Origin of the sequence: Mycobacterium sp. IS-1264, assembly GCF_001954195.1 — a bacterium.
Taxonomy (GTDB): Bacteria; Actinomycetota; Actinomycetes; order Mycobacteriales; family Mycobacteriaceae; genus Mycobacterium.
The window spans coordinates 18,030-39,014 of sequence record NZ_MBES01000054.1 but is presented as its reverse complement, the minus strand read 5'-3'; the positions used below and the strand labels follow the sequence as shown (position 1 = coordinate 39,014).

Here is a 20,985-nt window from a genome sequence, read left to right as displayed (position 1 = left end):
TCAGTTACGCAGACGTTACTGAACGCAAGGGCGGGATATCGGAACGTCCCCCGCTAGTCCTAACGAGGGAGCAACCGATGCACCATATCGAGGCGCTGTCCTCCGACCGATTGCGATCGATTCTGCGGCACGACTTGCCCTCTTCGCTCGTGGTTTTCCTGGTCGCGCTTCCGTTGTCGCTCGGAATCGCCATCGCGTCGAACGCCCCGGTCCTGGCCGGTCTGATCGCCGCGATCGTCGGTGGCATCATTGTCGGCGCCATCGGCGGATCGCCGCTGCAGGTGAGCGGACCCGCCGCCGGCCTGACGGTGGTGGTCGCCGGCCTCATCTCCGATTTCGGTTGGGGCGTAACGTGTTTGATCACCGCCGCCGCGGGCGTCCTGCAGGTTCTGTTGGGGCTCAGCCGCATCGCGCGAGCGGCCCTGGCGATCTCGCCGGTCGTCGTGCACGCCATGCTGGCCGGCATCGGGATCACGATCGCGCTGCAGCAGGCGCACGTGTTGCTGGGCGGCAGATCCAAAAGCACGGCCTGGCACAACCTCATCGGCCTGCCGGGCCAAATCATCGGCGCGCATCGGCCGGGGGTGCTGCTGGGCGTTCTGGTGATCGTCATCATGGTCGCCTGGCGCTGGGTTCCGGGGCGCCTGCGCTTCATCCCAGGCCCGCTGGTCGCCATCGTGGCGGCGACGATCATCTCCCTGGCCTTCCCGTTCCACGTGAGGCGGATCGAGATCGACGAGTCGCCGCTGAACGCGTTGCGGCTGCCCGACATTCCGCATGGCAACTGGGGCGCGGTGGCAATCGGCGTGATCACGGTCGCACTCATCGCCAGCGTCGAAAGCCTGCTGTCGGCGGTTTCCGTCGACCGGATGCACCACGGCCCGCGCACCGACTTCGACCGCGAATTGATCGGACAGGGTGCCGCAAACATCGTGTCGGGCAGCATCGGCGGGCTGCCGATCACCGGCGTAATCGTGCGCAGCTCAACGAATGTCTACGCGGGCGCGAAATCCCGCGCCTCCTCGATGCTGCACGGCGTCTGGATCTTGCTGTTCACGGTTCCATTCGCGGAATTGGTCGAGAAAATCCCGGCCGCCGCCCTTGCCGGACTGCTCATCGTCATCGGCATTCAGTTGCTCAAGCCCGCGCACATCGAAACCGCAATGAAGCACCGGGATCTCGCCGTGTACGTGGTGACGGCGGTCAGCGTCATCTTCCTCAATCTGCTGCACGGCGTGATGATCGGACTCGCTTTGGCGATCGCGTTGACCGGATGGCGGGTGATCCGTGTCAAGGTCGAGGCGAAGGCCGTCCGCGACGAATGGCAGGTGATCATCGAGGGCACCGCGTGCACATTTCTCGCCCTGCCCCGGCTGACCCGCGTGCTGGCGTCGGTCCCGACCGGCCACACGGTGTCGGTCAGCATTTCAGTCAATTACATGGATCATGCCGCGCACCAAGCGATTACCGATTGGCGGCACCAGTATGAGGCCACGGGCGGCAGCATCCGAATCCACGGTGAGTTCGAGACGGGCCATGCCCGCCGGCCCGTTCGCGAGCTGGTCGAACCCGAAAGACCCGAAGCAGCGGCCTAGTCGACGTCGATCCTGATGTGCAGGCGCTTGCCGCACACTTGGGCCAGGCGTTCCAGCACATCGATGCGCGGCACGTCACTCCCCTTCTCCCAGGCAGCGACCACGTCCTTGTCGATACCCAGTGCATCGGCCAGCTGGGCCTGGTTCATGCCTGCGCCGACGCGCGTCTCGAATATCAAATCGGGCAGGTCCAGTGACAATCCGGCTTCGTGGATATCCATTGAGTTAGCTTCCGGCATCGGAATCACTGCTTCCATGTAGCCAATCGATCCGTAACGCCCATGGTACGTATTGATTCGGCGTGATTCGTTTTATTGCTACGACGCGCGCGCTTTGATCGCGGCGGCCAGGGAGCGTTCGGCGCGCCGGCGCGTGTCACCGAGACCCACCATCAAGTTGATCGCCAACGGTGCCATCACGTCCTGCGCTCCGCGGGAGTCGACTATTCCACTCATCACCAGGAGCACGAATCCGTGTGTGGCACTTAGGATTTGGGTGGCCACAGCGGTCGGCTCCTGCGGTCGGATCCGCCCCGTTTCAATGACCCGCTCGACGGCGCTGACCAGCACCGACAATGCGTCGACTCCCTCGGCGAGATCCCAGGGTGTGGCGACACCCTCAGGGAGTTTGTCGACTCCAAGGTCGGTGAGACCGAACAACAACCGGTACATCTGCGGGTTTTGGAGTGCGAACTCGCCGTAGGCAAGTCCGCCGGCGAGGAGATCAGCCATCGGGTCGTCGGTGTGGGGAACCCCGCGAGTGTGCTCGGCGAAGCGCGCAAGGCCTTCACGCATCATCGCTTCGATCAGCTTGGGCATTCCCCCAAAGTGTGTGTACACCGCCATTGTGGACGTGCCGATCTCGCCAGCTAGCGTGCGCGCTTGAATCGCCGCCGGTCCGTCTCTCTCGAGGACGAGCAAAGCGGCGGCGACCAGACGGTCGCGGGTGTTCAACGTGGTGTCGGCCGAACGCATCATTGACATGATGCCATAACGGCCGTTATGTTCGTGACAGGGAATAACAGTTGTTATGCGACGCGGGACTGACCCACCGCACTCACCCGGAGGACGGACATGGCCACGAAAACATCCATATACCGACGGCTGATCGCCGGCGCCGGCGGCGCCTCGTTAATCGTCGCGGTGTTTTTACCCTGGGCAGGCGTTCAGGGCGTCTACCGCACCGGTTGGGAGCTCAACGCAGTAGCCGCCGCGTTGTTCGTGGCCGCCGGCGTGCTCGGGATCGCCACGGCGATCACCGGCGGACAGTATGGGGCGGGCCGCCCTGATCTATCGCTTATCGCCGCAACCGACCTGCTGAACACCACCTCAATGTTGCTGCTCGCCTGGCTGATTCCCTTTAACTTTCCTGAACACGCGACGCGGCAGCCCGGCGTCTTCGTCGCGCTGATCTCAGCAACTGCAACCGCATTCGCCGTCGCCGACTACCGCCCTCTTCGGGGAGCGCCCTGGTTTCCACCCGTCAAGACCTAATCGAACCCGTAGGGCCCGAGGCCGCCGCTCAGGTCTCGCCCGCTGAGCTTCTGAACAACCCACTGATCCATCGAAACCCGTTGCTCGGCGGGCCTCGACGGCAAGGCGCCCATGGAGCTCAGGGGACGTCCTGACGACGAATGTGCCGCTATAGCCGCGTTCGGAGAGTGGTGTGGGGACTGATTCTCCGCAGGCCCGCAGGCTGTCCACCTGCTGATCGACAGCGTTCTCGATCGCGACGACGGCTTGTGCCGCGGTCGGTGCTTCGCGCCTCAAGTAAGGCAGCTCAATGCACACACCTACGTATTCGTCGCGATCGGGCGACCATTCGATGCGATAGGCACAGCGGTTCACGCCGGAATTGATAGCACATGCGCTATCGATTTCGTGACTCACTCATCCCCAGCCGGAGCCGGGCTGTCCGGACCATGAGGCTTGCTCAAAATTTGATAGCGCATGCGCTATCAAATCCAAGAAGGCCCTAACCCCGCGCCATCGCTTCCAGCCGGCGGATGCGGTCCTCGATCGGCGGGTGCGTCGAGAACAGCGACCCGATTCGCTCACCCGCACGGAACGGGTTGGCGATCATCAGGTGCGCCTGACTGGCCAGCTGCGGCTCCGGCGGCAGCGGCGCCGCCTGCACGCCGCCGGAGATCTTGCGCAGCGCCGATGCCAGCGCCAGCGGGTCACCGGTCAGGACGGCACCCGACTCGTCGGCCTGGTATTCGCGCGAACGCGACACCGCCAGCCGCACGACCGTCGCGGCGATCGGGCCCAACAGCGAAACCAGCAGCAGCGCAAAGGGATTCTCGCCATCCCGGTCGTCACCGCCGAAGAACATCGCTATGTAGGACAGTGCCGTGATCACCGACGCCAGGGCGCCGGCGATACAAGAGATCAGGATGTCGCGGTTGTAGACGTGCGAAAGTTCGTGCCCGAGCACGGCGCGCAGCTCACGCTCGCTGAGGATGCCCAAAATGCCGGTGGTGCAGCACACCGCGGCGTTGCGCGGGTTGCGTCCGGTGGCGAAAGCGTTGGGGGCGTTCGTGTCGCTGATGTACAGCCTGGGCATCGGCTGGTGCGCGGAGGTGGCCAGTTCGCGCACGATCCGGTACATCGCCGGTGACTGCAGCTCGGAGACGGGCTGCGCGTGCATCGCCCGCAGCGCCAGCTTGTCGCTGTTGAAGTAGGTGTAGGCGTTCATGCCGATCGCGAACAGGACCGCCAGCCACATCGCAGTCCTGCCGAACAGCGAGCCCACCAGCACGATCAACACGGACATACCGACCAACAGGGCGAAGGTCTTCAGCCTGTTGGCATGGGGATGCCAGGTCATCGGTGTCCTCCTCGGACCACTCTGTCGCGGACTTCAGCCTATTGAACGCCTGAAACGGCGGGCGGAGTTCCGCAATCAGCGCTAACCGTGCCGGCTGATGGTGTAGTCGACCAGCGCCTGCATCGCGTGCCGCCCGGGCACGTCGGGCAAAAGGGCCAGCTCATGATGGGCTTTAGCGGCATATTGCGCCAGGAAATCTTTGGCCTTGGCCATGCCAGGCGACGCCCGCAACAGCATCAGGGCCTCGGTCACGGCGTCGTCATCGTCGACGGGCCCGGCCAGCAGCTCGCGCAGCCGCGCCGCCTCGGGTCCGGTTTCGGCCAGCGCGTAGAGCATCGGCAGGGTGTGCACCCCTTCGCGCACATCGGTCCCGGGCAGCTTCCCCGATTCGCGGGAGTCGCTGTCGATGTCGATGATGTCGTCGGAGATCTGAAACGCGGTGCCCACCAGGCCGCCGAGCCGGCTCAGCCGCGCGACCTGGTCGTCGTCCGCCCCGGAGAACATGGCGCCGAACTCGCCGGCGGCCGAGATCAGGCAGGCGGTCTTCTCGTACACCACCTTCAGGTAGTGCTCGATCGAATCCGATGCTTCGGCGACACCGCGGGTCTCGCGCATCTGGCCGGTGACCAGCTGAGCGAAGGTTTCGGCGATGAGCCGCACTGCCTCTGGGCCCAGCCGCGAGACCAGCCGCGACGCCGTCGCGAACAGATAGTCGCCCGCCAGGATCGCGACGTTGTTGCTCCAGCGCACGTTCGCCGTCGGGGCGCCGCGGCGCACCTCCGCCTCGTCCATCACGTCGTCGTGGTAAAGCGTGGCCAGGTGCACCAGCTCGATGACCGCGCCGGCGATCGTCACCTCCGCGGCCTCCGGATGGGGTCCGATCTGCGCGGACAGGACGGTGAAAAGCGGCCGGAACCGCTTGCCGCCGGCCTTGAACAGGTGGGTCAGTGAGTCGGTCATGATCGCGTCGGCGCTGCGCAGTTCGGTGTCCATGAGCTGCTCGATTTTCGCGACACCGTCGCGGACCGTCGCGGCGAACGCGGCGTCGCCGAAGTCCACGCCCGCCACCACCGTTGCGGGAGTCCTCACCCGACCCACCCGCTGTTCGCCGGAGTACTCACTCGACCAACATACTGGTGAGCGTGGAGACCAAGGCCGACGTGGTAGTCGTGGGCGCCGGGCCCGCGGGTTCGGCCGCGGCAGCCTGGGCCGCGCGCGCGGGCCGCGACGTCCTGGTCGTCGACTCGGCCAGCTTCCCCCGCGACAAGGCCTGCGGTGACGGGCTGACCCCGCGCGCCGTCGCCGAGCTGGAACGGCTGGGCCTGGGCGACTGGCTGGATAGCCGCATCAGGCATCGGGGTCTGCGGATGAGCGGATTCGGCGGCGAGCTGGAAGTGGATTGGCCCGGACCGTCGTTCCCGTCGACCGGCAGCGCGGTGGCCCGCTTCGAGCTGGACGACCGGATCCGCAAGGTCGCCGAAGACGCCGGCGCGCGGATGCTGCTCGGGACCAAAGCCGTTGCCACCCACCATGACTCATCGAGACGGGTGACGTCACTGACATTGGCCGACGGCACCGAGGTGGGCTGTCGGCAGCTGATCGTCGCCGACGGGGCCCGGTCGTCGTTGGGGCGCAAACTGGGCCGGCGCTGGCATCAAGAGACGGTGTACGGCGTGGCCGCCCGCGGCTACCTGACCACCCCCCGCAGCGACGACCCCTGGCTGACGTCGCATCTGGAACTCCGCTCCCCCGACGGCGCCGTGCTGCCCGGCTACGGCTGGATTTTTCCGCTCGGCAACGGCGAGGTGAACATCGGCGTGGGAGCGTTGTCGACGTCCAAGCGCCCGGCGGATCTGGCGCTGCGGCCGCTGATTTCGTACTACACCGACCTGCGCCGCGACGAGTGGGGCTTTACCGGCCAGCCCCGCGCGGTGGCTTCGGCGCTGCTGCCGATGGGCGGTGCGGTGTCGGGGGTGGCCGGGCCGAATTGGATGCTGATCGGCGACTCCGCGGCCTGCGTCAACCCACTCAACGGCGAAGGCATCGATTACGGCCTGGAGACCGGACGCCTGGCGGCCGAACTGCTGGACATCCGCGACCTATCGCGGGTGTGGCCCTCGCTGCTGCAACACCACTACGGCCGCGGGTTCTCAGTGGCGCGCAGGCTGGCGTTGCTGCTCACCTTCCAACGCTTCCTGCCCGCCACCGGGCCGATCGCGATGCGCTCCACAACACTCATGACCATCGCCGTGCGCGTGATGGCCAACCTGGTCACCGACGATGATGCCGACTGGGTGGCGCGGGTATGGCGCGGCGGGGGCCGGCTGTCGCGACTGATCGACCGCCGCACGCCGTTCAGCTGAGGCGGGTTTATATCAAGTTCATTGACATGTATCAGGGCACTTGATATACATGGGCCATGACTCAGCCAACAGATTTCCAGTTCGAGGCGGCCTACCGCGGTGAATCCCCGTTCGGTGCGGGCGTGCGGCCGCCATGGAGCATCGACGCCCCGCAGCCGGAGCTCGCCGCGCTGATCGAGCAGGGCAGGTTCCACGGCGACGTCCTCGACGTGGGCTGCGGGGAGGCCGCCATCTCGCTGGCGCTCGCCGAGCGCGGCTACAACACGGTGGGACTTGACCTGTCGCCCACCGCCGTCGATCTGGCACGTCGCGAGGCCGAGAAGCGGGGCCTGACCAACGTCACCTTCGAGGTCGCCGACATCAGCGAATTCAGCGGATATGACGGCCGGTTCGGCACCATCGTCGACAGCACCCTGTTCCACTCCATCCCGGTGGAGGCGCGCGAGGGCTACCAGCGGTCGATCAGCCGCGCCGCCGCGCCCGGCGCCTCGTACTTCGCCCTGGTCTTCGACAAAGCGGCCGTGCCCGAGGGTCCGATCAATGCCGTCACCGCCGACGAGTTGCGCGACGCCGTGCGCAAGTACTGGGTGGTCGACGAGATCCGGCCGGCCCGTATCCACGCCAACCTGCCCGACAGCTTTCCCGATATGCCGTTCGCTGGATTCCGCGAAGAACCCAGCGGCCTGCGGTCCGTCGGTGCCTGGCTGTTGTCCGCGCACCGGGACTGATTTGCCAATTTCGAGCCATCACCGAGGTGTATAGTCCTGCTAATGAGGGGTACCAAGCTGCTTGCAAGCGTCACCATGGCGGCCGCAGCCATCGCGCTGGCCGCGCCGGTGTACGCCGATCCACCGCCAACTGCGCCGTATCCGACGCCGCGGACGCCGTCGCCGCCCAGCGACTACGACGCTCCGTTCAAGAACACCGTGAACGGGTTCGGCATCTACCAGCCGCAGGACCAACTGGCGTGGCTGGGCAAGATCACCTGTGACCGAATCGGCAGGGGCGTGGACACCGACCCGTACAAGTCGGCCAACTTCATCCAGCGCAACCTGCCGCGCGGCACCACCGAGGGGCAGGCGTTCCAGTTCCTCGGCGCCGCGGTCGACCACTACTGCCCCGACCAGGTCGGCTTCGTACAAAGCGCCGGTCGCTAGGCCCCGGTCACCGCAGGGCCTTGTACGCGGCGTGCAAGGCGACAATGCCGCCCGTCAGGTTGCGCCACCGCACCGCTGACCAACCCGCGGCCGAAATTCGACCCGCCAGCGTCGCCTGGTCGGGCCAGGCCCTGATCGACTCCGCGAGATACACGTAGGCGTCGGGGTTGCTGGACACCGCCCGCGCCACCCGCGGCAGCGCGCGCATCAGATATTCCTTGTAGGCGGTGGCGAACAGCGCGTTGGTGGGAGTGGAAAATTCGCACACCACCAATCGACCGCCGGGCCGGGTGACCCGCGCCATCTCGCGCAGCGCCGCCTGCGGGTCGGCCACATTGCGCAAGCCGAAACTGATTGTGACCGCATCGAATACGTTGTCACCGAACGGCAGCTGGGTGGCGTCGCCGGCGACCTTCGGCACCGTGCGCGCGGCGCCGGCGGCGAGCATCCCGATCGAAAAGTCGGCCGCCACACACCACGCCCCGGACTTGCCCAGCTCCACGGTCGACACCGCGGTGCCGGCGGCCAGGTCGAGCACCTTCTGGCCGGGCGCGAGCCTCAACGCCGCACGGGTTGCGCGACGCCAGTACCGGTCCTGGCCCAGCGACAGCACGGTGTTGGTCAGGTCGTAGCGGCGGGCGACGCCGTCGAACATCGACGCAACGTCGCGGGGGTCCTTGTCCAGCGCCGCGCGGCTCACGCCGTCGACGCTACGCCCAGCGACAACGCAGCCCGCGCAGCGGGTCGGGGGGCCGTGAAAATTCAGAATTGCGACCAATTTTCGCGAACGGTCCAGCCTGGCGCTCAGCACGTCCGCTCCATGTCTTGCCTCAATTTTCCGAGATCAGTACGCTCAGGCTCGAGGAAAGGGCGACAGCGAATGAGCGAATACAGCTTGGAGCAATTCTTTCAGGCCCTTGCGTCCGACGCGGCGCTCAGGGAACGCGTCGTACAGGCTGAGCAGGAGGCCGACAGACGCATGCGGCGCGAATCCGACGCTATCGCCGCAATTGCTGCCCAGGCCGGCTTCGACCTGAGCGAATGGGCCAAGCGGCCATCCGATGGCAAGCCCGAGCCGTCTGGCCATCAGACGCACTGCTCACTGACCTGTTGCGCGGTGGGGACTTCGTCGTTCTGGTGATCGGTTGGGCGGGTGCGGTTTTCAGCGATTCAGGCGTGGTTGCGCGAATCGCCGCCCATTCGAGACGATGGCACACGACCGGGCCCGGCACCCTCTTTCGCTGAACTTTGGGCGCCGATCGCCGCCGGTGCCGGTGCGGTCTTGGCTTCGAGCCTGACCGACGGACCCGAGCCGGGGGTTATCCAGGACCTGCGCGACGAGCTGACAGGTCGGCTATCGGAGGTCGGCGAGGCGGTCGTCTGGCAGTTCTTCAACACCCACCGAACGCTTCCCGAGTTAGTCAAGGCGCATCTGCTAGCCTCGGACGCCGGGTTTCCGCGGACGCTGTATTGTCGCGCGCTCGAAGCGCTCCGCGCGGACGGTCTGGTGCAGCTGACCGACGAATACCCGGTGCTAGCGCGCCATCTCGGCATGACGGTCGCATCGTGGCTGGATTCAAGCCGAGAGCTTCTTGAGCGAGTCCGACGCGATCGCAATGTGCTGACGGAAACGTTCGGCCTGCCATCCGAAGCCGGACTCGTCGGGGTGCGGACCGGCCTCAGCGATCCCCACCGCGGCGGGCGTACCGTCGCGATCCTGACGTTCGCGACGGCCGCCGACACCCGAGCCGTCGTGTACAAGCCGAAGGATCTCGAGGTCGATGCCGCCTATAACGCGCTGATATCCGACTTGTCGCGGGCGACCCCTGGCGCTCCGCCTCTCCGCAGCCTGACCGTTCTGCCGCGCGAAGGCTACGGTTACGCGGAATATGTCGGACATCGAATCTGCGAGAGTGACGAAGAGTTACGCGGCTTCTATCGCAACGCGGGACGTCTGACCGCCATCCTCTACATCCTGGGCTGCAATGACTGCCATTACGAGAACGTGATCGCCCACGGCGACCAGCTGATTCTCGTCGACGGCGAAACCTTGTTCCAGGGCACCCTGCACCCCGGGTTTTCGGGCGCCGGCGTGGCGACCGCACGCGCCGCACTGGATACGCGTCTCGCCGACTCTGTCGTCAGGATTGGGCTGCTGCCGCACTGGTTCTTCGTCGGCCCAGAGCGCATGCCTCGCGACTTCAGCGCGCTCGGAATCGAGTCGCGGAAATCCGCTCACGAGAAGTTCACGGGTTGGCTGGCGTTGAACACCGACGGCATGGTCACCGGCGACGCGGAACGGACCGCGGCCCAGCCCATGTCGTTGCCGGTCGGTATCGGTACCCTCAACCCGCTCAACAAGTTCTCCCGCGACTATTGCGCGGGATTCGAAGGGCAACTCAAAGTCGTTGTGGCAAATAAAGACTCATGGTTGGCCAGCAACGGGTACCTCGAACGGTTCCGCGATCAGCGATGCCGTTTCATTCGGCGGCCGACGTGGACCTACATGAAAGCGCGTGGGCAGTTGCTCGAGCCGGCGGCCATGACGAGCGAAACCGCCCAACGAGAGGTTCTGGAACGCCTCGGACAGTCGATTGCGACCGCGGCCGGGGTAACGGACGACGCCGTATTCGATGCCGAGCTGGCTCAGCTGCGCGACCTCGATGTCCCCTTCTTCGAGCACTCCAACACCGAACGCGACCTCCGGCTCGGAGATGGTGCTTGCGCGGCGGGCTTCTTCTCCAGCAGCGGTCTCGCCAGCGCACGCCGCCGGATCGAATCACTCGATTCCGAGGAAATCCACCTGCAGCTGACACTGATCAACGGACTGCTGTCCGTTAAGGACAGGCTGGCGCATCGCGACCAGCAGCCCGACTTGTCGTTGGCCGACGCCACCGTCGAGCTGCCAACGGCCGGTACCCGTCTCGGCGCCGCCATTGCGATCGGCGAATTGCTATCTCGCACAGCGGTATCCGACGATACCGGCAGCATGGAATGGCTCGGCATCGACTCCGCGGTCGACGCGGAACACTCCTGCTACGGGCCCCTCGGCCCATCGCTCTACAGCGGCCGGACGGGGATCGCACTGTTTCTCGCCGCACTGGCGCGTGCGCAATCGGACCAGCGAGCCTATGGCGTGTACGCCCGGGCGGCCGCGGGCGCCTGCGCCGATCTGGTTCGGTTGCTCGCGGATTCGGCGCCCGACAAGCAGCGGTGGTGGCGGGAACAACCGCTCGGCCTGGCGGGAGCCGGTGGCCAGCTGCTCGCGCTTATCCTGCTCATTGACCAACTGCCTGATTTAAGTCGCGCGGCGGTCACCGGATTACCCGTACTTTTGAATTCGCTGGATCCGGAAACTGTCCGCGCCGACGAGGATCTGGACGTCATCTTCGGGTGCGCCGGACTGATCGGCCCCCTGCTGAAGATCGGCACACACCTTGCGGTTCAACTCGCACGGGTGGCCGGCGACCACCTCGTCGATAGGCAGGGCAAGGACGGCGGCTGGGTGGTGCCGTCGACGGGAGGCCGCGCGCTCACCGGGTTTTCCCACGGAGCGTCGGGCAGGGCCGCCGCGCTCGGGCGTCTCGCCGCCGTGACGGGGCAGGGTAGCTATCGCGAAGCCGCCGAGCGAGCGTTGGGGTATGAGCGATCGCAATTTGTCCCGGCCGAGGGCAATTGGCCGGACTACAGGCGCACCGAGATCGAGTCGGAGGAGCCGCGATTCATGCTCAGCTGGTGCCATGGAGCACCCGGAATCGCGTTGGCCCGGCTGTGCCTCAAGACCACACCGCTGTGGGACGACGCGGTCAATGCGGATCTCGAACACGCACTGAACGCGACGACCGACCTCACCCGGCCGGAGGACTCCTTGTGCTGCGGTCGCTCTGGTCGGGCGGCCATTCTGCGTGCCGCCGGTCGTCGTGACGGCGACCCGCGTTGGACCGAAGCAGCCGACAACCTCGAGGGCCAGGTGCTCGCAAATCGGCGCGCACGAGATGCGTTCAGCTTCGGCGAGGTCCTCGGACTGTTTCAAGGCGCGGCGGGCGTGGGCCTGGCGCTACTGGATGGCCTGCCGTGCACAGCTGCGCCGCTCTTGCCGATGATCTTGTCCGCCGCCTTGATCGATTGACGCATGCCTCATTACGATTGCACCGGCGCCTACACAGAAAGGCCTCGTTCATGAGCGAATCGGCCATGGCTGGGTTTCTCCACTACCTCGTCGACCACCCGGAAGAAAAGCTCCGTGTCCTCGATTTGGAGCGTTCGCTCGCCACCGCGTTCCGCGAGGGACAGGACACGATCGTCGGGATCGCGGCTGAGGCAGGTTTTGACATCACGGGGTGGGTACGCCGACCGGGCGTGGTGGAACCGGCATCGAGCCATTCGGTCTGCTGCGGGATATTGACGTGGCCCACCGACGATCAGGCGAAGACTCCGTAGCGCCCAAACCGCCCGGACACAAATACTTTCGTCGTATCCGGCGATCTTCACTCACCCTGCGCGTGCCGCCGGAACGACATGCGCGCCGGGGCGTATGGCGAAAGAACGGCCTCGTAGTGGCCGAGCAGCTCGTCGCAGATGACCGGCCAGCTGCGGCCGAGTACGCTGCGCCGAGCGGCGTGCGAATAGCGGTGGCGTTCTTGGAGCAGGTGCGCGACGGCGCCGGGTAACCGCGCCTCGAACTCGTTGACTCCCAACAGGAGTCCGGTCCGCCAAGGAGCGATCAGGTCACGCGGTCCGCCGGCGTCGGGGGCGATCACCGGCAGTCCCGACGCCAGCGCTTCCTGCACGACTTGGCAGAACGTCTCGTGCTCGCCGGTGTGCACGAAGACGTCCATGCTGGCATATGCTTCGGCGAGCTCCTCGCCATACAGCGCACCGGTGAAAACCGCTGTGGGCATTGCCAACTGCAGTTTGCGTTGGTCGACGCCGTCGCCGACGATGACGAGCTGCACCGAGTCGTCGGTCCTCAGCGCGGCCAACCGCTCGGCGTGCTTTTCCGGCGCGAGGCGGCCGACGAACCCGACAATGGGCTTGCCCTGCGGCGACCACCGCCGGCGCAGGGCCTCGCTGCGCGCCGACGGCGCGAATCGCAGCACGTCGACGCCGCGTGCCCATCGGTGCACCCGCGGAAACCGATGGGCCACAAGAGATTCCATTGTCACGCTGGATGGGGCCAGGGTGCGGTCGGCGAGGCTGTGCAGGTGGCGGAACCACGCCCACGCCGCGCGTGCCGTCATCGGAATCCCGTAGCTGGCCGCAAAACCGGGGACGTCGGTTTGGTACACCGCGACCGTCGGCACCCCCAGCCGCCGGGCCGCCTTCACTCCGCCGTAACCGAGCAGCGCCGGAGACGCGAGGTGCATGACGTCGGGATCGAAACCGCGTAGCACGCTGAGCATCCGGGGCGTCGGCACACCGAGCGGTAACGTGGTCACCTTGGGGAACATCCGCGACGGCACCCGATGTATCCGCACGCCGTCGTGAACCCGATCCGCCCGGGGCTGGCCCGGCGGATTGTCCGGTGCGATCACAAGGGCTTCGTGACCGGTGCGGCGCAGATGCTCCAGGACGCGCAGCACCGAATTGCTGACACCGTTGACATTGGGGAGGAATGATTCGGCGACGATTGCAACGCGCACGCCATCACCATGCCAGCATTGGCTGTCGCCAAGGTTGCCGACGGGCATACGGGGCGCGAAATCTGCTGCTTAACGCCCTACGACGGCGATTCTCCGGGCTCCGAGGCGACCTTGGCGCGTCCGTCCAGCCGCCTGTCCAGCAGCGCCAGAACGGCCAACACGGCGCCGGCGGCCAGCCAGGCCACCACCGCGATGGAGCCCGCCGGGATGATCGCGAGCCCGGCGTTGCGGTGCTGCACGCGGACCAGGTTCGGATCCCGTTTGTTGTATTCGACGTAAATCCGCATGCCGGTAGACAATTCCGACGGATACAGCACGCCCAGCTCGGGCCGATACGTGATTCGCTCGGGCGTGACGAATTCGATCGTGGATCGCCGTGGCCCGGCGCTGAGCACTTCGGCCTGCGCGACGCCCATGTTGCGTTGGATGGCAATGTCGTCGCGCCAGGCGCCGGCGACCAGCAGCACCGACTGCAGCGTGACCAAGCCGGCCACGATCAGCACGGCAATGCGCACCCACCGCAACGCGATTCTCGCGCGGGTCTTCGGCGGTTCATCACTGCGGCCGTGAATGAGGATGCGCAACAACGTCTTCGGCGATATCACACCGATCCTCATAGGGCCGCCTTGATGGCGGCGTGCAGCTGCCGCAGGGAAGACCGGTCCGCCTTGACTTCCAGCACCCGCATACCGGCCCCGGGTTCGTCGAGGGCCGCGTTGAGCTCTTCGACCTCGATCTGCCGGCTCTCCACGTGGTAGGCGCGACACAGCGCGCCCACGTCGACATCGTGCGGCGTCCCGAAGATCCGCGACGACACGTCGGAGAACCGCGGGTCGCCCTGCTCGAGGAGTTCGAAGATGCCGCCGCCGTTGTCGTTGGACACCACGATGGTCAGGCGCCGCGGTGTCGGCTCGGTGGGGCCGATCAACAGCCCGGAGCTATCGTGGACGAACGTGAGGTCACCGATGAGCGCGACGGTGCGCCCGTCATGGGGCCCCTCATGGGCCAGTGCCGCCCCGATCGCGGTCGAGACCGTCCCGTCGATGCCGGCGACGCCACGGTTGGACAGGACCTTGATGCCGTGCGTGTTCAGGCCGACCAGGGCCGCGTCGCGCACCGGGTTTGACGCCCCGAGCACCAGCTGGTCGCCCGGGCGCAGCGCGTCGGCGACCGCGGCCGCGACATGCAGGCCGGTGGTCAGCGGGTGGGCCGCGAGCTGGCCCCGGACCGCGGTGACGGCGTGGCGGTTCATCTCCGCGCAGCGGTGCAGCCACGCCGGATTCGGCGTCCCGGTGGTGACGGCCCGGGTGCCGGTGGCCTGCGAGTTACCCGAGACGTCGGGCCAGCGCGGCCCGGTGGTCAGCGCGTACACCGGCACCTGCGGGTCGGCAAGCAGCGCCGACACCGGCCGGTGCAGGGTCGGGCGGCCCAGCATGATCACCTGCTTGGGGCGCAGCAGCGGCAGCGCCAGCGGATGCAGCGGGTTGGCCGGCGGCGGGGCCGTCGGCTCGGCGACGGTAGGCAACTGCGCCAGCTCGGGCTGCGCGCCCGCCCCATGCCCGGCGATGACGACCGTGTCGGGCGACAGGTCGATGTCGAGCGGCTGGTCGAAGCTGACCGCAGGGGTGTAGGTCCACGGTTTGCCGCCGGGCCGGCCGGGCGGCGTCACCGCTTGTGGTTCCGGATCCGGCACCAGCGGCTCGCGCAGCGGGATGTCGAAGTGCACGGGACCGGCGTTGGCGGTGCGAGAACCCGTGGCGGCCACCAACACTCGGCAGGTGGCCGATCGCCAGGTGGCGTTGAACTCGGGCAGGCGCTCGGGCGCGTCCTCGGCCAGGCCCAGGCTGATGGTGGCGCGAACCTGGGTGCCGAAGTAGCCCAGCTGCTCCATGGTCTGGTTGGCCCCGGTGCCGAGCAATTCGTAGGGCCGGTTGGCCGAGAGCACGATCAGCGGCACCCGCGCGTAGTTGGCCTCCACCACCGCCGGGCCGAGGTTGGCCACGGCGGTGCCCGACGTCATCGCGACGCACACCGGCGCGTCGGCCGCGATCGCCAGACCGATGGCCAGATAGCCGGCGGTGCGCTCGTCGATGCGGACGTGCAACCGGAGCCGGCCGGAACGATCGGCGTCCTGTAACGCGAACGCCAGCGGGGCATTGCGCGAGCCGGGGCATAGCACCACGTCGCGGACGCCGCCGCGGATCAGCTCGTCAACGACGACGCGGGCCTGTGTCGTCGAGGGGTTCACTCCTACAGGGTGTCACAGGGCCGCTGAACTGGCCTCAGGCCTTGTCGTCGGCGAAGAACTTCAACATCTCGGCGTTGACGACCTCCGGCCGCTCGAAGAAGCCGAGGTGACCGGTGTCGGGGATCTGCACGTAGCGGCCGTTGGGGATGGCGTCGGCCACCTCGCGCCCCAGGTGCGGCGGGGTCACCAGGTCGTCGCCGAACCCGATGACCAGCACCGGCGCCGAGATGGCGCGGTAGGCGGGCAGCCGATTGGTCTGCGGAGAGATGTTCAGCTGGCAGCGCGTTCCCGGGGTTTGCTTGGCCGGCCACGTGCTGAACATCGCGATCCAGTCCGCGACCGCCACGTCGTCGTTGAGGGTCTTGCGCGAAAAGCTTTCCATCAAGCGCATTTTCGCTTCATAGCCGGCGGGCAGCTTGACACCGGACGAGAAGAACTCGTTCTCGGCTTGGTGAAAGAACTCCCGCGCGCGGTCCAGGCGGCCGCGCGTCGCCATCAGCACCGCGGCGCTCACCAGATCGGGCCGGGCCACCATGAGTTCCTGGGCGATGTAGGAGCCCATCGAGACGCCGACGAGGCGGGCCGGTGCTGCGCCCAGCTTTTCGATCAGGGCCGCCGTGTCGGCGACCATGGTCTGCGTCGTGAACCCTTCGTCGTTCTCGGTGGCACCGATCCCGCGATTGTCGAAGGTGATGCAGCGATACCCCGCCGCCAGAAACGCCGGCACCTGATGCGGCAGCCAAGTGCGTCCGGCACCGCCGTGGCCTGCGATGAAGACGACGGGTTCGCCCGTCCCGCGGTCGTCGTAAGCCAGGTTGGTCACTCGGAGCACGTTACAAGCAGCGGGTGGCAGGCCTTGACCCGGTCGATCCACCACTGCCGCCGCTCCGGCGGCGCGCCCAGCGCCCCCAGCCGCGCGGGATCCGGCGTCACCGGCGCGACGGCCAGGCTCCCGTCGACGGGTGCGGCGCGCTCGGCGACGTCCTCGGCGAACAGGCCGCCGGTGCCCAGCCCGCACGCATGCCGGAGTTGCGGTAGCGCCGCGGCGGCGGTCAGGCCATGGCTTATGCCGACCGCCGAGTCCAGCGCACTGGAGACCACGACGGGGATGTCGATCCGCGCGGCGATGTCGAGCAGCGCCGAAACCCCGCCCAGCGGAGCAACTTTCAGCACCGCGACGTCGGCAGCGCGAGCGCGGACGACGGCCAGCGGGTCGTCGGCTTTGCGGATGCTTTCGTCGGCGGCGATCGGCACGTCGATCCGCCGGCGCAGTTCGGCGAGTTCGTCGACGGTGGCGCAGGGTTGCTCGAGATACTCGAGCGGGCCGTCGGCGGTCAGGGCGGCCGCGGCCCGTACGGCCTGTTCGACGGTCCAGCCGCCGTTGGCGTCCACCCGCACGTTGGGGCACAGCTCCCGCACGGCGTTGACGCGCTCGACGTCGTCGGCGATCGTCTGTCCCGGTTCGGCGACCTTTACCTTGGCCGTGCGCGCCCCCGGGAACCGCGCCAGCACCTCGCCGACCTCATCGGCGGAAACGGCCGGCACGGTGGCGTTGATCGCAATCCGGTCGCGTCGCGCCGGCGGCGGGCGGCGGTAGGCGGCCTCGATACCCGACGCCAGCCACGCGGCGGCCTCGGCGGGCCCGTATTCCACGAACGCACCGAATTCGCCCCAGCCCGCCGGGCCCTCGATCAGCGCGACCTCGCGGGTGGTGATGCCGCGGAAACGCACCCGCATGGGCAGCGCCACCACGTGCAGGCGGTCCAGCAGGTCGTCCAGTGCGGGCTTCACCGGCGGTAGACCTGGCGGCCCGCCAGAAACGTGGCGCACACGTCGAGCTCGGCGATCCGCTCGGGCGGCACGGCGCGGGGATCGGCCGACAACACCACCATGTCCGCGTACTTGCCGACCTCCAGCGAGCCGATCACGTCGTCGGCGAACAGCTGCCAGGCGGCGTCGATGGTCTGCGCGCGGATCGCCTGCTCGACCGTCAGGCGCTCCTCGGGCGCCAACACCCGGCCGCTGGGCGCCGTCCGGGTCGCGGCCACGCTGATGTTGCGCAGCGGCTCCTCGGGCGTGACCGGTGGGTCGTTGTGCAGCGAGATGCGCATCCCCGTGGCGACCGCGGATCCCGCTGGCATCCAACGGGATCCGCGCTCGGGTCCGAACAGGCCGTCGACAATGACGTCACCCCAGTAGTGGATCTGGTCGACGAAGATGCTGCAGGTGACGCCGAGCTCGGCGGCGCGTTTGAGTTGTTCGGGCCGGATGGCGCCGACGTGCTCGAGCCGCAGCCGGTGGTCTGGACGGGGCCAGCGCTGCAGTGCTTTTTCGTAGACATCCAGGATGGTGTCAACGCCGTTGTCGCCGTGCACATGGCAGGCCATCTGCCAGCCGAGCGGAAAGTAGGCGCCGACGATTTCGGTCAGCTGCTCGGCGGTGTAGTTGGCGCATCCGCACGAGCCGGGCGTCACGCCGATGGTGCGGGTCGCATCGGTGTCCAGGTAGGGGAAGGACAGGGCGATGTTGCCGACCCACGGTGACCCGTCGACCCAGATCTTGATGCCGACCTGGCGCAGCATGTCGTCGCCGCCGCCCGGTGCCGCGGTGGTCGACATCTGCGGGTTGGAGATCTCGTAGGTGCGCAGCCGCACCGTGAGCTCGCCGCGCAGTTGCTCGACCAGCGGCCGGAACGCGGGGTCGAACGCCATCTCCGAGCAGGTGGTCAGCCCGGCGCGGTTGAGCCGGGCGCATTCGGCGTGCAGCATCGCCGGGTAGTCGGCGGGCTGGACGGCGCCGGCCAACAGGGGAAACACCGCGCCGATCTCCTCGGCGGTGCCGTCGAGTTCCCCGCCGGCGTCGCGGCCGAACCGGGCGCCCTTGGGATCCGGCGTGTCGCGGGTCAGCCCGTTGAGGCGGGCGGCGTGCGAGTTGAAGAAGGCCTTGTGCCCGGAGTTGTGGATGATCACCAGTGGCCCGTCGGGCGCGATTTCGTCGAGCCAGGCCAGCGTCGGCTCCGGAAGTCCGGGCTGCAGGAGCGGATCCCAGCCGTTGAGGTAGGCGCCGTCCGCGCCGCGCTTTCCCACTTCGCGCCGGACGGCCGCGACGACGTCGTCGGCGCCCCGGAGGGTGACCGGGCGGATGTCGACGATCCGGTCCGACAGCGCGACGGCCTCCATCAGCGGATGGCCGTGCGCCTCAACGAATCCCGGCATGACGCAGGCGTCGCCGAAGTCGATGGTCTGGGTGCCGGGGCCTATCAGGCCCTCGACGTCGGACCGGGTGCCGACGGCGGTGATCCGGCCATCGGCGACGGCCACGGCCTCGGCGGTGGGGCGCCCGTCGTCGACGGTCAGCACGGTTCCGGTGATGACGACATCTGCCTTGAGATCGGCCCCAGCCATGTGCAGGAATCCTAGTGATCCCAGGGTCCGACCGACCCGAATTGCAACACGTTCTAGTCTTGGGCCATGAGTCACGCCGGCGACGATGCAGAACGAAGTGATGAGGAGGAGCGGCGCAATGGGTGACGAGCTGCTGCGCAACCCGACCCACAACGGCCACCTGCTGGTGGGCTCGCTCAAGCGCCATAAGAACAAGCCGGTGCTCTTCCTGGGCGACACCACGCTGACCGGCGGCCAGCTGGCCGAGCGGATCAGCCAGTACACGCAGGCGTTCGAGGCACTGGGCGCCGGCACCGGCGTCACGGTCGGCCTGCTGTCGCTCAACCGTCCCGAGGTCCTGATGATCCTCGGCGCCAGCCAGACCCAGGGTTATCGGCGCACCGCGCTGCACCCGCTCGGCTCGCTCGACGACCATGCCTACGTGCTCAACGACGCCGGGGCCAGCGCGCTGATCATCGACCCCAACCCGAATTTCGTCGAGCGCGCTCTGGGACTGCTGGAAAAGGTGGACTCCTTGAAGCAGATCCTCACCATCGGCCCGGTTCCCGAGGCTTTGAGCGGCGTGGCCGTCGACCTGTCCGCCGAGGCCGCCAAGTACGAGCCGAAGCCGCTGGTCGTTGCCGACCTGCCCCCCAACCACATCGGCGGCCTGACCTACACCGGCGGCACCACCGGCAAGCCCAAGGGCGTGATCGGCACCACCGGCAACATCGCCACCATGACGTCGATCCAGCTCGCCGAATGGGAATGGCCGGAGAACCCGCGCTTCCTGATGTGCACGCCGCTGTCGCATGCCGGGGCGGCATTTTTCACGCCCACCCTGGTCAAGGGTGGCCAGATGATCGTGCTGGCCAAGTTCGATCCCGCCGAGGTGCTGAGAGTCATTGAAGAGCAACGCATTACGGCGACCATGCTGGTGCCGTCGATGCTGTACGCGCTGATGGATCATCCGGATTCGCACACCCGCGACCTGTCGTCGCTGGAGACCGTGTACTACGGCGCCTCGGCGATCAACCCGGTGCGGCTGGCCGAGGCGATCCGGCGGTTCGGCCCGATCTTCGCCCAGTACTACGGGCAGTCCGAGGCGCCGATGGTGATCACCTACCTTCCCAAGGCCGATCACGACGAGAAGCGGCTGACATCCTGTGGGCGCCCAACGCTTTTCGCGCGGGTCGCGCTGCTGGGTGAGGACGGCAAGCCGGTGCCGCAGGGCGAGCCTGGCGAAATCTGTGTCAGCGGACCGTTATTGGCCGGCGGCTACTGGAATTTACCTGACGAGACGTCGAAGACTTTTAAAGACGGTTGGCTGCACACCGGCGACATGGCCCGCGAGGACGAGGATGGCTTCTACTTCATCGTCGACCGGGTCAAGGACATGATCGTCACCGGCGGCTTCAATGTGTTTCCCCGCGAGGTCGAGGACGTCGTCGCCGAACATCCGGCCGTCGCGCAGGTCTGTGTCGTCGGGACCCCGGACGACAAATGGGGCGAGGCCGTCACCGCCGTGGTGGTGCTGCGCTCCGATGCGGCCCGCGACGACGCCGCGATCGAGGCGATGACCGCCGAGATCCAGGCCGCGGTCAAAGACCGCAAGGGCTCGGTGCAGTCCCCCAAGCGGGTGGTCATCGCCGAGTCCCTGCCGTTGACCGGGCTGGGCAAGCCGGACAAGAAGGCCGTCCGCGCGCAGTTCTGGGAAGGCGCGGGACGCGCGGTCGGCTGAGTTAGTTGCCGGGCGCCCGGCTGGCCG

At 67.4% G+C, this 20,985-nt stretch carries 20 protein-coding genes and 1 pseudogene; 9 read left to right on the top strand and 12 right to left on the bottom strand.

Translation table 11 applies throughout. The features are described 5' to 3' along the window. Positions 1–77: 77 nt before the first annotated feature. Complete coding sequence (locus A5744_RS11025; RefSeq protein ID WP_076060889.1) at positions 78–1,595, top strand: SulP family inorganic anion transporter; 1,518 nt, start codon at positions 78–80, stop codon at positions 1,593–1,595. Here A5744_RS11025 and A5744_RS11020 read toward each other — a convergent pair. Together A5744_RS11020 and A5744_RS11015 are read right to left on the bottom strand one after the other, a co-directional pair. Then, the gene (locus A5744_RS11020) at positions 1,592–1,852 is read right to left on the bottom strand and encodes a helix-turn-helix transcriptional regulator (RefSeq protein WP_076060888.1); all 261 of its coding nucleotides are present in this window, start codon (positions 1,850–1,852) and stop codon (positions 1,592–1,594) included. The genes A5744_RS11025 and A5744_RS11020 overlap by 4 nt on opposite strands. Before the next feature lie 60 nt (positions 1,853–1,912). Then, positions 1,913–2,569, bottom strand: coding sequence for a TetR/AcrR family transcriptional regulator (locus A5744_RS11015; protein WP_076060970.1), 657 nt, complete (start codon positions 2,567–2,569; stop codon positions 1,913–1,915). 99 nt (positions 2,570–2,668) lie between these two features. Here A5744_RS11015 and A5744_RS11010 point away from each other — a divergent pair, with 99 nt between their 5' ends. After that, positions 2,669–3,088, top strand: coding sequence for a hypothetical protein (locus A5744_RS11010; protein WP_076060886.1), 420 nt, complete (start codon positions 2,669–2,671; stop codon positions 3,086–3,088). Here A5744_RS11010 and A5744_RS25310 read toward each other — a convergent pair. The 3 genes and pseudogenes from A5744_RS25310 to grcC1 form a co-directional block, all read right to left on the bottom strand. Then, positions 3,085–3,442 (bottom strand): annotated as a pseudogene (locus A5744_RS25310) (type II toxin-antitoxin system HicB family antitoxin). The gene A5744_RS11010 and the pseudogene A5744_RS25310 sit on opposite strands and share 4 nt — an antisense overlap. 127 nt (positions 3,443–3,569) lie before the next feature. Continuing rightward, positions 3,570–4,424, bottom strand: a complete 855-nt coding sequence (htpX, locus tag A5744_RS11000; protein WP_076060885.1) for a zinc metalloprotease HtpX — start codon at positions 4,422–4,424, stop codon at positions 3,570–3,572. 81 nt (positions 4,425–4,505) lie between these two features. Beyond that, positions 4,506–5,513, bottom strand: coding sequence for a nonaprenyl/(2E,6E)-farnesyl/geranylgeranyl diphosphat synthase (grcC1, locus tag A5744_RS10995; RefSeq protein WP_076060883.1), 1,008 nt, complete (start codon positions 5,511–5,513; stop codon positions 4,506–4,508). Between the two features lie 47 nt (positions 5,514–5,560). Here grcC1 and menJ point away from each other — a divergent pair, with 47 nt between their 5' ends. Genes menJ through A5744_RS10980 form a run of 3 tightly spaced genes read left to right on the top strand, consistent with a single transcriptional unit; the run spans position 5,561 to position 7,944 of the window. Beyond that, positions 5,561–6,787 (top strand): menaquinone reductase, encoded by a 1,227-nt coding sequence (menJ, locus tag A5744_RS10990; protein ID WP_076060881.1) that lies wholly within the window; start codon positions 5,561–5,563, stop codon positions 6,785–6,787. Between the two features lie 56 nt (positions 6,788–6,843). Next, positions 6,844–7,515 (top strand): class I SAM-dependent methyltransferase, encoded by a 672-nt coding sequence (locus A5744_RS10985; protein WP_076060880.1) that lies wholly within the window; start codon positions 6,844–6,846, stop codon positions 7,513–7,515. Between the two features lie 42 nt (positions 7,516–7,557). Next, positions 7,558–7,944 (top strand): DUF732 domain-containing protein, encoded by a 387-nt coding sequence (locus A5744_RS10980; RefSeq protein ID WP_076060878.1) that lies wholly within the window; start codon positions 7,558–7,560, stop codon positions 7,942–7,944. Positions 7,945–7,951: 7 nt separating this feature from the next. Here A5744_RS10980 and A5744_RS10975 read toward each other — a convergent pair whose 3' ends face one another. Next, the gene (locus A5744_RS10975; RefSeq protein WP_076060876.1) at positions 7,952–8,644 is read right to left on the bottom strand and encodes a demethylmenaquinone methyltransferase; all 693 of its coding nucleotides are present in this window, start codon (positions 8,642–8,644) and stop codon (positions 7,952–7,954) included. Between the two features lie 180 nt (positions 8,645–8,824). On the opposite strand from A5744_RS10975, the gene A5744_RS10970 reads away from it, so the two are divergent. The 3 genes from A5744_RS10970 to A5744_RS10960 all read left to right on the top strand — a co-directional run bounded on the left by A5744_RS10970 (position 8,825) and on the right by A5744_RS10960 (position 12,384). Further along, a complete protein-coding gene (locus tag A5744_RS10970; protein WP_076060875.1) occupies positions 8,825–9,085 on the top strand; it encodes a Nif11 family protein in 261 nt (86 codons plus the stop codon). 141 nt (positions 9,086–9,226) lie between these two features. Continuing rightward, entirely contained in the window at positions 9,227–12,073 is a 2,847-nt protein-coding gene (gene lanM, locus A5744_RS10965) for a type 2 lanthipeptide synthetase LanM (RefSeq protein ID WP_170874473.1), read from the top strand. Positions 12,074–12,123: 50 nt separating this feature from the next. Then, complete coding sequence (locus tag A5744_RS10960) at positions 12,124–12,384, top strand: hypothetical protein (protein WP_076060871.1); 261 nt, start codon at positions 12,124–12,126, stop codon at positions 12,382–12,384. Between the two features lie 47 nt (positions 12,385–12,431). Here A5744_RS10960 and A5744_RS10955 read toward each other — a convergent pair whose 3' ends face one another. From A5744_RS10955 to A5744_RS10930, 6 genes are all read right to left on the bottom strand, one after another. Further along, complete coding sequence (locus A5744_RS10955; protein ID WP_076060968.1) at positions 12,432–13,586, bottom strand: glycosyltransferase family 1 protein; 1,155 nt, start codon at positions 13,584–13,586, stop codon at positions 12,432–12,434. Between the two features lie 77 nt (positions 13,587–13,663). Continuing rightward, positions 13,664–14,191: a DUF3592 domain-containing protein gene (locus A5744_RS10950; protein WP_076060870.1), complete on the bottom strand. Its 528-nt coding sequence runs from the start codon at positions 14,189–14,191 to the stop codon at positions 13,664–13,666. 8 nt (positions 14,192–14,199) lie between these two features. After that, positions 14,200–15,834: a 2-succinyl-5-enolpyruvyl-6-hydroxy-3-cyclohexene-1-carboxylic-acid synthase gene (menD, locus tag A5744_RS10945; RefSeq protein WP_076060868.1), complete on the bottom strand. Its 1,635-nt coding sequence runs from the start codon at positions 15,832–15,834 to the stop codon at positions 14,200–14,202. 34 nt (positions 15,835–15,868) lie between these two features. After that, on the bottom strand, positions 15,869–16,657 hold the full coding sequence (locus tag A5744_RS10940) for an alpha/beta hydrolase (RefSeq protein WP_076060966.1): 789 nt from the start codon (positions 16,655–16,657) through the stop codon (positions 15,869–15,871). Beyond that, positions 16,654–17,664 (bottom strand): o-succinylbenzoate synthase, encoded by a 1,011-nt coding sequence (locus A5744_RS10935; RefSeq protein ID WP_276206964.1) that lies wholly within the window; start codon positions 17,662–17,664, stop codon positions 16,654–16,656. Before A5744_RS10935 ends, A5744_RS10940 begins: the two co-directional genes overlap by 4 nt. After that, positions 17,622–19,238, bottom strand: a complete 1,617-nt coding sequence (locus tag A5744_RS10930) for an amidohydrolase (protein ID WP_076060864.1) — start codon at positions 19,236–19,238, stop codon at positions 17,622–17,624. Before A5744_RS10930 ends, A5744_RS10935 begins: the two co-directional genes overlap by 43 nt. A 118-nt stretch (positions 19,239–19,356) precedes the next feature. On the opposite strand from A5744_RS10930, the gene fadD8 reads away from it, so the two are divergent. After that, positions 19,357–20,958 (top strand): fatty-acid--CoA ligase FadD8, encoded by a 1,602-nt coding sequence (gene fadD8 / locus A5744_RS10925; protein WP_076060862.1) that lies wholly within the window; start codon positions 19,357–19,359, stop codon positions 20,956–20,958. Positions 20,959–20,985: the final 27 nt, after the last annotated feature.

What these genes read in the sequence shown, in the direction of transcription:
- A5744_RS11010 (WP_076060886.1), top strand. Translation starts at nt 2,669, where the DNA reads ATGGCCACGAAAACATCCATATACCGACGGCTGATCGCCGGCGCCGGC.
- A5744_RS11025 (WP_076060889.1), top strand. Translation starts at nt 78, where the DNA reads ATGCACCATATCGAGGCGCTGTCCTCCGACCGATTGCGATCGATTCTG.
- htpX (WP_076060885.1), bottom strand. Translation starts at nt 4,424, where the DNA reads ATGACCTGGCATCCCCATGCCAACAGGCTGAAGACCTTCGCCCTGTTG.
- A5744_RS10980 (WP_076060878.1), top strand. Translation starts at nt 7,558, where the DNA reads ATGAGGGGTACCAAGCTGCTTGCAAGCGTCACCATGGCGGCCGCAGCC.
- A5744_RS11015 (WP_076060970.1), bottom strand. Translation starts at nt 2,569, where the DNA reads ATGCGTTCGGCCGACACCACGTTGAACACCCGCGACCGTCTGGTCGCC.
- A5744_RS10930 (WP_076060864.1), bottom strand. Translation starts at nt 19,238, where the DNA reads ATGGCTGGGGCCGATCTCAAGGCAGATGTCGTCATCACCGGAACCGTG.
- fadD8 (WP_076060862.1), top strand. Translation starts at nt 19,357, where the DNA reads ATGGGTGACGAGCTGCTGCGCAACCCGACCCACAACGGCCACCTGCTG.
- A5744_RS10960 (WP_076060871.1), top strand. Translation starts at nt 12,124, where the DNA reads ATGAGCGAATCGGCCATGGCTGGGTTTCTCCACTACCTCGTCGACCAC.
- A5744_RS11020 (WP_076060888.1), bottom strand. Translation starts at nt 1,852, where the DNA reads ATGGAAGCAGTGATTCCGATGCCGGAAGCTAACTCAATGGATATCCAC.
- A5744_RS10985 (WP_076060880.1), top strand. Translation starts at nt 6,844, where the DNA reads ATGACTCAGCCAACAGATTTCCAGTTCGAGGCGGCCTACCGCGGTGAA.
- A5744_RS10970 (WP_076060875.1), top strand. Translation starts at nt 8,825, where the DNA reads ATGAGCGAATACAGCTTGGAGCAATTCTTTCAGGCCCTTGCGTCCGAC.